The organism is Rummeliibacillus pycnus, from assembly GCF_050459865.1.
GTDB lineage: Bacteria > Bacillota > Bacilli > Bacillales_A > Planococcaceae > Rummeliibacillus > Rummeliibacillus pycnus_B.
Genome location: NZ_JBCMNM010000096.1, coordinates 22,418 through 32,661 on the forward strand (window position 1 = coordinate 22,418; position 10,244 = coordinate 32,661).

Consider the following 10,244-nt stretch of genomic DNA (forward strand, 5'->3'; position numbering starts at 1 on the left):
ATTTCTAGTATCATTCTCTCCGCCAATCTTCATAATTCATCTAGTTACTTCTTGTTATGTTTTCGTCGATCTGCGAGTTTGTCTCGGAATGCTTTTTGTTCTTCTGCAGGTAGTTTGTGATATTTTTTGATAAAGGCTGAGTAGTTTTTCATCACGACATTTGTTGGTCCAAATTCTCTTAGATGTCCGCCTTCAATCCAAGCGATTTTGGTGCAGAAGCTGGTTACTTGACTTAAGTTGTGGCTAACGAAGAAAATCGTTTTGCCACGTTTTTTGTATTCGTTCATCTTGGCAAGTGACTTGTCCGCAAAGGTTTGGTCCCCTACGGAAAGGGCTTCGTCGATAATCAGAATATCAGGATCAGCTGTGACACTGATGGCAAAGCCGAGTTTAGATTTCATACCACTTGAGTATTTTTTTACAGGTTGGTAAATGAAGTCACCAAGCTCAGAAAATTCGATGATATCCGGCATCACTTTAGCAATTTTTTCTTTACTATAGCCCATAAGTAGGCATTTGAATTCGATATTTTCGATACCTGTTAACTGATTGCTTAGTCCAGCGTTGATTGCAATGACATTTACTTCCCCATTGACAATTACCTCGCCAGAAGTTGGGGGAACAAGGCCACCGATTATATTGGAAAGAGTTGATTTCCCTGAGCCATTGATACCAACAAGGCCAACGACATCCCCTTTTTCTACTGCAAAAGAAATGTTTTCGACAGCATTGAAGCTACTTCCCTTTTTTCCAGGGAAAATGAGATCACCTAGCTGCTCGCCCTTTGTTTTATACATACGATAAGTTTTTGTTACATTTTTGATAATAACTGATTCCGCCATGAATACTCTCCTCCATACGGTTTTTAGATAAAGTCAGAGAAGCGGTTTCTGAATTTATAGTGTGCTGTTGAACCAATTAGTAGTAATACTAAAATGAGTCCCCAGTTGTATAGTGTTAGTTCCCAATGTGACACGATATACCAATCATTGTATAGCAATGATGCTCGATAGCCGTTTGCTAGATAGTAGAATGGGTTCAACTCTAAGATGTTTTGAATCCACTCAGGCATATTCGCTGAACGATCCCAAAGAATAGGTGATAAGAAGAACATTGCTTGTAATAGTGATTGAATTATCATTTGAATATCTCGAACCACAACAGTTATGGTAGATGTTAAAAGTGTGATAGCAAATGCAAGAATGTAACTCATAGCCAAGAAGTATATTAATTGTATGTAATATACACTCGGATAGAATCCACTAATCCAAAAGACAATCATGATGATGCCGACTAATATAAGGTGTCCATAATATTTGCTCATAATAACGTAGCTAGGTAACACCGATAGTGGGAATTCCATCTTGGCGACCATTGAATATCTTTGGTAAATAGATTTGGAACCATTTAAAATCGCTTTTTGAATAAAGAACCAGAACGAGATTCCAGCTAGCATCCAAAGGATATATGGCACTCCATTGATTTTTTCGTTTCCTCGCATACCAAATCCAAAGACGAACCAATACATCGCCATTTGAATTGCTGGATTAAGAATTTCCCATGCAAAGCCCAAATAGTTATTCTGATTGTCCATGCGCAATTGGAAACTTGCTAAGCGCATAATCAAATAAAAAGAATTTACTTGTTCTTTTATAATTTTAATAAGTGCTCTCATTTTGATTTTGTCCTCAATTTCATGTATTGAATTTGGTGTAACTATATATTGTTTTTCTTTTAAGTATAGCTAATTTGGTAATTTTTCATAACTTCCTTCTAGTTTCCATAAGCTTTATGAAAAACATAAGCATATGTAATTATTTGATAAAATCACCTTCAAGCCACTAAATTTCAACTTTCAATAATAGTTGTTCGAAATATGAAATTCTACATATAAGATTACTTGATATTCATAGAAAAACACTTCACATAGTATACCATATTAATGAAAATTATTCCGTTCGTGCAATAGGCATTTTTTTGAAAGAGTTATTACAACTTTCCTGATACATAAAACATATTAATAAAAGATGGACATGCCGGCACCATAACGAATCATTTTAACTATTAACTGCCCTATTCAACAGAAAAATAGCTTTTCAATCTAGTTGTTTGCGGACAAATATCGTGTTGTTGATAAAATGAATGCCGCGGAAAACGGGATTCCCCCATTAATTAGTTCCTGCCGAAGACTTATATTGCACCAAACGTGGATTCAATTTCTTTTTTCGTGGATTGGCTGGTTGTTTTCGTGGATTGGCCCTTCGTTTTCGTGGATTGAACGACGAACTCCGTGGATTAGCTATTTGTTAACCACCAGATTAAAACATTAAAAAGCCCTACCGTTAATCGGTAGGGCTGCGATTATTTATTTACCAAAAACTTGTTTCACTAGGCGTTCTGAGGCTTTGCCGTCTTCCCAAACGCAGAATTTTTCATTGAAGCGATTGAATTGTTCTTGTGAGTAGTGTCCGTCTGTAAGAGCACGTCCGATTTCTTCGAATAGGTCTTGTTCGTTTTGAACGATTTTCCCTGGTGCATCTGCTTCAATGTCGATGTAGAAGCCACGAAGACGATCGCGGTAATCTTCTAAGTCGTACATATAGAAAATGATTGGGCGATTTAAAATCGCATAGTCAAAGAATACAGATGAGTAGTCTGTGATTAATAGATCACTGATTAGGTATAGGTCTGCGATATCGTAGTAGTTTGAAACGTCTTTGATGAAATCACCGTATTGTTCGAAATCAAAGTTTTCGGATACTAGATAGTGCATACGTGCAAGTAATACGAAGTCGTCACCGTATTGTTCTTTTAACTTTTGAATATCAAATTGGAATTGGAATTTGTATTTCCCTTTTTTGAAGAATTGGTCATCACGCCATGTTGGTGCGTAAAGGACAATTTTCTTGTTATCTGGGATATTCAATGATTTACGGATTTTCTCAATTTTCGCTTGATCTTGATTTTGCAATACATCGTTACGTGGGTAACCAGATTGAATCATTGGTCCCTTGAAGTGGAATGCACGTCCCAGAATTTCTTCTGTATATGGGTTTGGTGCTACAAGATAACTCCAGTTTTTTGATTCGGCAATGATATTCTTGCGGTATTTCTTCGTCTTTGTACCAGGCATGTGTACTTCTTCGATATCAGTACCTAGTTTTTTAAGTGGTGTACCGTGCCATGTTTGAACGTAAATTGTATCTTTTGGTCGTGTCATCCATTTTGGATAGCGTACGTTGTTTACCCAATATTGGGCACGTGGGAAAGTTAATAACCATTTAAGGGTGAATCGCTTCATATAAGGGACGCCCATTTCTTGGAACATGGGGATACTGCCTTTATCCACACTCCAAACAAGCTTGTATTCTGGATTATTTTCTTTCATATACTCATAAATCGCTCTTGGGTTATCGCTATAGCGTTTGCCATGGAAGCTTTCGAATACGACTAAGTTTTTAATTCGGGGAGCTTTGCGTCCGATAAAGCGGAAAGCCTTCGCAAAATATTTCTTAAATGTTTTATTATTTAACATCAATTATTCACTCTTTCATGTGGTATTAAACTGTTGATCCTCTCTTTACGTGCAGGATCAAAGCTAGTGAGCCCATGTAGGAATAACTTCTAGTATCTACTGAGTCTCAAAAAAATCAGTGGAGAACTTTTTCCACTGTTTAACGTTCATTTATGTAAAAATTTAACCTGCCAATTATCATAACATAGATAGGCATGTCCTTCAATCATTATAAGGCTATGATTGTACCGTTTAAATAGGTATATTTGTCACACTTTGAAGGACAATAAGGTATTGGTTTTGTGCCGTTCAATGTTACTTATTTAGAAGAAATTGAAGTATTTTTCATTAAAAAATCATTAATTTTATTCTGCTAGCATCGAAAAAGTGCTACGATACGGAAGGCATAATTTTTAAGCAAACGAGGTGATTTTCGATGATTTTAAACGAACTATATGGAAACTTTAAAGAAGTATTAGATGACCGTTCCCATAAAGAAGCTCATCGAATGAATCAATTATATACAAAATTCTATGATACATTACCCATTGTGGATCATTCCATTTTATATGAAGTAAGAGACGGACAAAGTGTAACGGATTCCCCTTTTGCTGTATTCAAATATATTTTAGAGCATGACACAGAAAAAACATATCACCATATATGGGCCATTCAACCTTCTGAAGAGTTGGAAAAGGTAATTGCCCCTTATCGTGAGTTGCCAAACGTAACATTTGTTGAACGGAATAGTGATGATTATTTAAAATGGTTAGCACAAGCACAATATCTTTTGAATAACTCTACTTTCCAGTCTTTCTTCGTTCCTCGACCTGAACAAACCTATATTAATACATGGCATGGGACTCCATTAAAATATATGGGCTACGATATTCCGGGGAACCCTTCTGGAAGTCAAAATGTGGTGCGTAACTTTTTGAATGCGGATTATATTATTAGTCCGAATGCACATTCAACTAATCTATTTTCAAATGCTTTCCGATTAGATGGCATTTATGAAGGTTCTATTTTAGAAATGGGTTATCCACGTAATGATTTAACAATGAATTCAAAACGCGAAGATATCATCGCTCAGTTAAATCAACAAGGACTCACCGTTTCTTCAAATGAAAAAATCGTGCTGTATTCCCCTACTTGGAAAGGCACAGATACGAATAATGCAGATGATAATATGAAACAAATTATTCGAGAAATGGATTATTTAGCTGAACAAATCGGCCCTTCATATCATGTGCTGATGAAAGTCCATCCATTCCTTTATGATGTTGCTACAAATTATCCAGAGGCTCAAAGTAGACTTGTATCAGACAAAATGGATATGAATGAATTACTCAGTATAGTGGATGTTTTAATCACGGATTATTCAAGTGTATTTTTTGACTATCTAGTAACAGACAAACCCATCTTGTTCTATGCATGGGATAAAGATTTATATTCTCAAAACCGCGGTATGTACTTAGATGAGAAAGAACTGCCAGGTCCTATTTACGAGCATATCGGTGACGTAGCGAACGCGATACTTCATATTGAAGATGTAAAAAGCGATTATAGAGACGTGTATCAAGCTGCTAAACAACGCTTTGTCGCATATGATGATGGCAAGGTTTCTGAACGATTGTATCGCTTAGTTTTTAAAAAGGAATCCATTGATGATGTAAAGGTTGTTCGTTATGCGAACGAAAAGGAAAAGATTTTCATCTATCCGGGTGGCTTGATCAATAATGGGATTACAAATAGTTTTATCAACTTAACGAACAATATTGATTACGACCGATATGATGTGACTGTCTTCATAGCTGCTTCAGGGAAAGAGGAAATCTTGCATAACCAAAAACGTATTCATCCAAAAGTGCGTTTCCTTTTCAAACCAGGTGTACCTGTATATACATTCCAAGAGGCTGTTCTTGATCGTCTTATTCGTACACATGGTCTAACGCCAAAGCTAAAACCACATTATCCTGAAAAAGCATTTGAACGCGAAATTCGAAGACTAACAGGTGGCGTACATTTTGATTATGCAATTGATTTCAGTGGCTACAGCTTTTATTGGTCGAAGCTTGTACTAGCAACCAATAGTAAGCGTAAAATTTGTTTCTTACACAGTGATATGAAAGCCGATCGAAATCGTACAGTGAATGGCGTTCGCCCGCATTATCAAAATTTACTAACAATGTTCTCTATTTATTCTAAATATGATAAATTATTGGCTGTTTCAGAAGCCACAATGAATTTAAATAAATCAAAACTATCAAAATTTACAACCGATGAACAATTTGGATTTTGTGTAAATACGATAGACCCTAATCGTATATTAAATCCACCGAAAAAAGAGTTTACACAAAATAAAACATCTTCTCATTTAGAGTTAATGAATGAAATCGCAATTTGGCAAAAAACAGCTAAGGAAGTTTCTATTTATCGCACTTTAGATGAGGTGAACCAAGGAAATCCTACTGTGCAACATACTGTCCAAGCAGATGATTGCATGCATATTTTCGCCCAATATCATTGGCATAATGAAAATTATTATAAAATCTCGATTAATGATATTTATGCTGGATGGTGCAAGGAAACCTTATTAGAAATAGATGCATATGACAATGAACAAGATGTAGATATTGCTTATCATAATGTAAATAATTTTGGGAAGTTAACAAATGTTACGCCAAAATATTATGTTTGGAATGTACCATTTGGTGCCCCAGGAGCACATAAGAAATCAGACGTTACATTTTTCAAAGATATGATTGTTCATATTTCAAAAATCGCAGAAACGCCACAAGCTACGTATTACTTGATATCAATAGACAATCATGAACTTGGCTGGATTAATAGTAATGCCGTTACTCTTTTAGAGAAGATTAGTGAAATGGCTAATCATAATCCTCTTTCACGTTCGCTTGCTCATACCTATGTTAAATTTCAGTATAACAAGCATAAAGACTTGATTGAAAAAGCAAATCAACTTGCCAAGTTAGAGGATAAAGTAAAACAATACGGCTATGTTTTAGAAAATCTTGATCGCTATAAAATATTTACAGAGCCCCCTGGCCGTCCAGATAGTAAAATCGTAGAACATAAAAAGGATTTGCGTGGAGAACTAATTTTCGTTCATAAAAAACAAGTATTTAAAGATCGAGTTTATTACTTCATAAAGAAGGGTGCTTCCGTTGCAGGCTGGATTGATAGTCGTTGTGTGCGATTAGTGCCAGCTGATTATTCCGTATTCATCGATGAAAAAGACATTTCGTATCCAGCGATTGTCGAAGAAGATTCAGTTGAAGTATACAAGGAGCTTCCTACTACAGCAGAGGTTGCAGATTTCACATTACCTGACGAACTGCATTTAAAACCATTAACGGTGAAAAAGGAAATGCGTACAGGACATGGGCATTCGGTTTTACTTTATGATGGTGATCAAAAAATCGGATGGGTAGAAAAAAGGGCTGTAACTCCTTATCAATGCTGGATTGATATTCACAATAAAATCATTACTTTAAATCATGATGATTCCTTTAAATTTGTTACGATGGGCCGTCTATCTCCAGAAAAAGCGCAAGATAAGCTAATTAAAGCATTTGCGCAAATTCATAAAGAATACCCAAATACAAAGTTGTATTTACTCGGGGATGGACAATTGAGAAAATCCTTAGATTCTTTAGTGAAAAAATTGAAATTAAAGGATTCTGTATTTTTAACAGGTCAATTAGATAATCCATTCTCATTCATGAAACAATGCGATGTTTTCGTGCTATCGTCCAAATACGAAGGACAGCCAATGGTATTACTTGAAGCCTTAACATTGAAGATGAAAATTGTTGCCACAAATATTGTCGCAAACCGTGCCGCTTTAGCGAATGGGGACTACGGCTTATTAACAGAAGTAGAAGAGGATATTTCCGTAGAAAGCATTTACGAAGCGATGAAGAAAATATATCTAGAACCAAACTTATCATTCAAAGAATTCGACTATCGCACCTATAACCAAAATGCAATTGAAAACTTCTATCGTGAAATTCACGAATAGTTGAAAAAGGAAAGGCCGCATTTTACGCATGGTTTGTGCATAGAGTTGGAAGAATTGCCTGTCCGTGAAGTCGGTAGAAACCGATTTTTCGGACAGGCATTTTTATTTGGGGTTTTTTGATGGTTATTTGTGGGGTATTCGGTGTCTCTAGGTGGTTATTCTCTCTTTGGATGGTGTTATTCGCTCTCTCCGAATGTTTATTCGCTCTTTTTGAGTAGTTATTCGCTCTCTTCGGATGGTTATTCGCTCTTTTTGAGTAGTTATTCGCTCTCTCCGCCTGTTTATTCGCTCTTTTTGAGTAGTTATTCGCTCTCTCCGCCTGTTTATTCGCTCCATTTTAAATTGTATTCTCTCTCTCGGCAATTTACGTCCTGGAATTTGCTGAAAAGATTATCTGCTCTCCCTGTTAAGCTCTTTGGATGGTTATTCGCTCTTTTGGGGCATTTATTCGCTCTCTCGTTGGGTTTATTCGCTCTTTCTGGGCATTTATTCGCTCTCTTCACCTGTTTATTCGCTCCATTTTAAATTGTATTCGCTCTCTCGGCAATTTACGTCCTGAAATTTGCTGAAAAGATTATCTGCTCTCCCTTGTTAATGCTCTGTGTGATTATTCGCCCTTTTTGGGGATTTATTCGCTCTCTCGTTGGGTTTATTCACTCTTTTTGGGCATTTATTCGCTCTCTTCGCCTGTTTATTCGCTCCATTTTAAATTGTATTCGCTCTCTCGGCAATTTATGTCCTGGAATAACCACTATACTTGATCGCGGCCAACTTTCTTGAGAATTCTAAAGTGCATTTTTCATTATCTAACATTTAACATATACTTTGTGTTTCTGTAGTTTCCAATTTTTTTCAGATTCATATTTCTTAGCATTTTATTGATCTGATTCACATCATTAACTTTAAGGAACCCCCTACATTCTTTATTTGTAATCGTCTCATTTATTATTTTTAAATAATCATAGATTGCATTCTCATGTGCATTCATACTTTTTAGACAACAGCTTTGGCAGAACCAATAAAAAGCAAATCGCTTCATACCTATCTCTCCACAATTTGGACAAATCACACCGGTCATTATACTTTCTCTTAGAATATTATATCGATCTATTAATGGATAAGGATTGAATTCTTGGTGTGTTCTTAATAAGTAGTTATTCAAAAAATCTATATTTTTATCATTAAGATATTCCAGGTTAATTTGTATATCTCGTATGAAAGGTTTTATTTCATTTTTTCGCAATACTATTGTTTTATCAGGGGGATGTTTGATAAAACTTGATGAAAAAGGAAAGATAATAGCTCCGTAAACTGGTATATCAATACCTTGATTTAAGAAAATTTGCTTTAGCTGATAAATATATTCACGCAATTGAGGTTCAGGACTATTAAATACATGTATCTCACCATTCGGTAAAGTTCGTACAAGCTGCTTCGGATTTTGTACAAATTCTATAGTTCCTTTAATATTTTTTACTTCAAAAATGATGACATAGTATTTCGTTAAAAATAATATATCAATTTGAATTTTTGATTCTATGAATAGAGAAAGATTATGAAAAATATAAAAATCGTATGGTAGCTGCAGTTGTTCAAGCGTTTCCATAACAAATTTTTCGCCTATATCACCAGCGTTAATGCGATTATATTCATCTGCTAAATCTTGTTTTCTTGGATTTGCTACCGAAAGGCGATTAATTAATCCTTTTAAATCCTCTAAATAATGTGTTGCTGAATATGGTTTGATTATCAATAAAAATACCTCCCTCTTATCATTTTTAATCAAACCATATAAGTTTTTGAGTTTTGGTGCAAATTAACAAAATCGCTGAATCAATAGCTTTTTAGGTAGTGAAATTAAGTATTGAGTACTGATTTTGCACAATCTGATTTTCAAAAATTAATTTTGTGCATTTTTTATCTTTTTTGGAGTTTATTCGCTCTTCTCTTGGATTTATTGGCTCTTTCCTTCGTTTTATTCGCTCTCTTCGGCTTTTTATTCGCTCCGTTTGGAATTGTATTCGCTCTCTCAGCAAATTAGGTCTTCTTTGTGGATGTTTCGGTGAAGATATTAAATACTCTCTTTGTTCGCGGCTCTAGACTTAAATCATATGGATCTTACAGCCGCGAATAATGGTTTCGAGTCACATTTATTCGCTCTTTTCTTAGGTTTATTCGCCCTATCCTTGGGTTTATTGGCTCTTTTCTTCGTTTTATTCGCTCTCTTCGGCTTTTTATTCGCTCCATTTGGAATTGTATTCGCTCTCTTAGCAATTTAGGTCTTCTTTGTGGATGTTTTGGTGAAGATATTAAATACTCTCCTTGTTCGCGACTCTATATTTAAATCATATGGATCTTACAGCCGCGAATAATGGTTTTGAGTCATATTTATTCGCTCTTTTCTTGGGTTTATTCGCTCTTTTCTTCGTTTTATTCGCTCTTTTCTTCGTTTTATTCGCTCTCTTCGGCTTTTTATTCGCTCCATTTGGAATTGTATTCGCTCTCTCAGCAATTTACGTCCTCATATCTAGTAGGTTCGCTCTCTCGGGGTGGTTATTCGCTTTCTCCGACTGGTTATTCGCTCTTTCCTTGGGTTTATTCGCTCTTTTCTTCGTTTTATTCGCTCTCTTCGGCTTTTTATTCGCTCCATTTGGAATTGTATTCGCTCTCTCAGCAATTTACGTC

The 10,244-nt window shown here is 35.6% G+C and carries 5 protein-coding genes; 1 reads left to right on the top strand and 4 read right to left on the bottom strand.

The window, feature by feature from the left end; genetic code table 11:
• Nucleotides 1–44: 44 nt before the first annotated feature.
• The 3 genes from tagH to ABE048_RS17520 all read right to left on the bottom strand — a co-directional run bounded on the left by tagH (nucleotide 45) and on the right by ABE048_RS17520 (nucleotide 3,535).
• Complete coding sequence (tagH, locus tag ABE048_RS17510) at nucleotides 45–842, bottom strand: teichoic acids export ABC transporter ATP-binding subunit TagH (RefSeq protein ID WP_430312561.1); 798 nt, start codon at nucleotides 840–842, stop codon at nucleotides 45–47.
• 23 nt (nucleotides 843–865) lie between these two features.
• The gene (locus ABE048_RS17515; RefSeq protein ID WP_430312562.1) at nucleotides 866–1,675 is read right to left on the bottom strand and encodes an ABC transporter permease; all 810 of its coding nucleotides are present in this window, start codon (nucleotides 1,673–1,675) and stop codon (nucleotides 866–868) included.
• A 690-nt stretch (nucleotides 1,676–2,365) separates the two neighbouring features.
• Nucleotides 2,366–3,535, bottom strand: a complete 1,170-nt coding sequence (locus ABE048_RS17520) for a CDP-glycerol glycerophosphotransferase family protein (RefSeq protein ID WP_430312563.1) — start codon at nucleotides 3,533–3,535, stop codon at nucleotides 2,366–2,368.
• A gap of 415 nt (nucleotides 3,536–3,950) precedes the next feature.
• On the opposite strand from ABE048_RS17520, the gene ABE048_RS17525 reads away from it, so the two are divergent.
• Nucleotides 3,951–7,559: a CDP-glycerol glycerophosphotransferase family protein gene (locus ABE048_RS17525; protein WP_430312564.1), complete on the top strand. Its 3,609-nt coding sequence runs from the start codon at nucleotides 3,951–3,953 to the stop codon at nucleotides 7,557–7,559.
• An 802-nt stretch (nucleotides 7,560–8,361) separates the two neighbouring features.
• On the opposite strand, the gene ABE048_RS17530 is transcribed toward ABE048_RS17525, so the two are convergent.
• Complete coding sequence (locus ABE048_RS17530) at nucleotides 8,362–9,312, bottom strand: nuclease-related domain-containing protein (protein WP_430312565.1); 951 nt, start codon at nucleotides 9,310–9,312, stop codon at nucleotides 8,362–8,364.
• Between the last annotated feature and the right edge of the window lie 932 nt (nucleotides 9,313–10,244).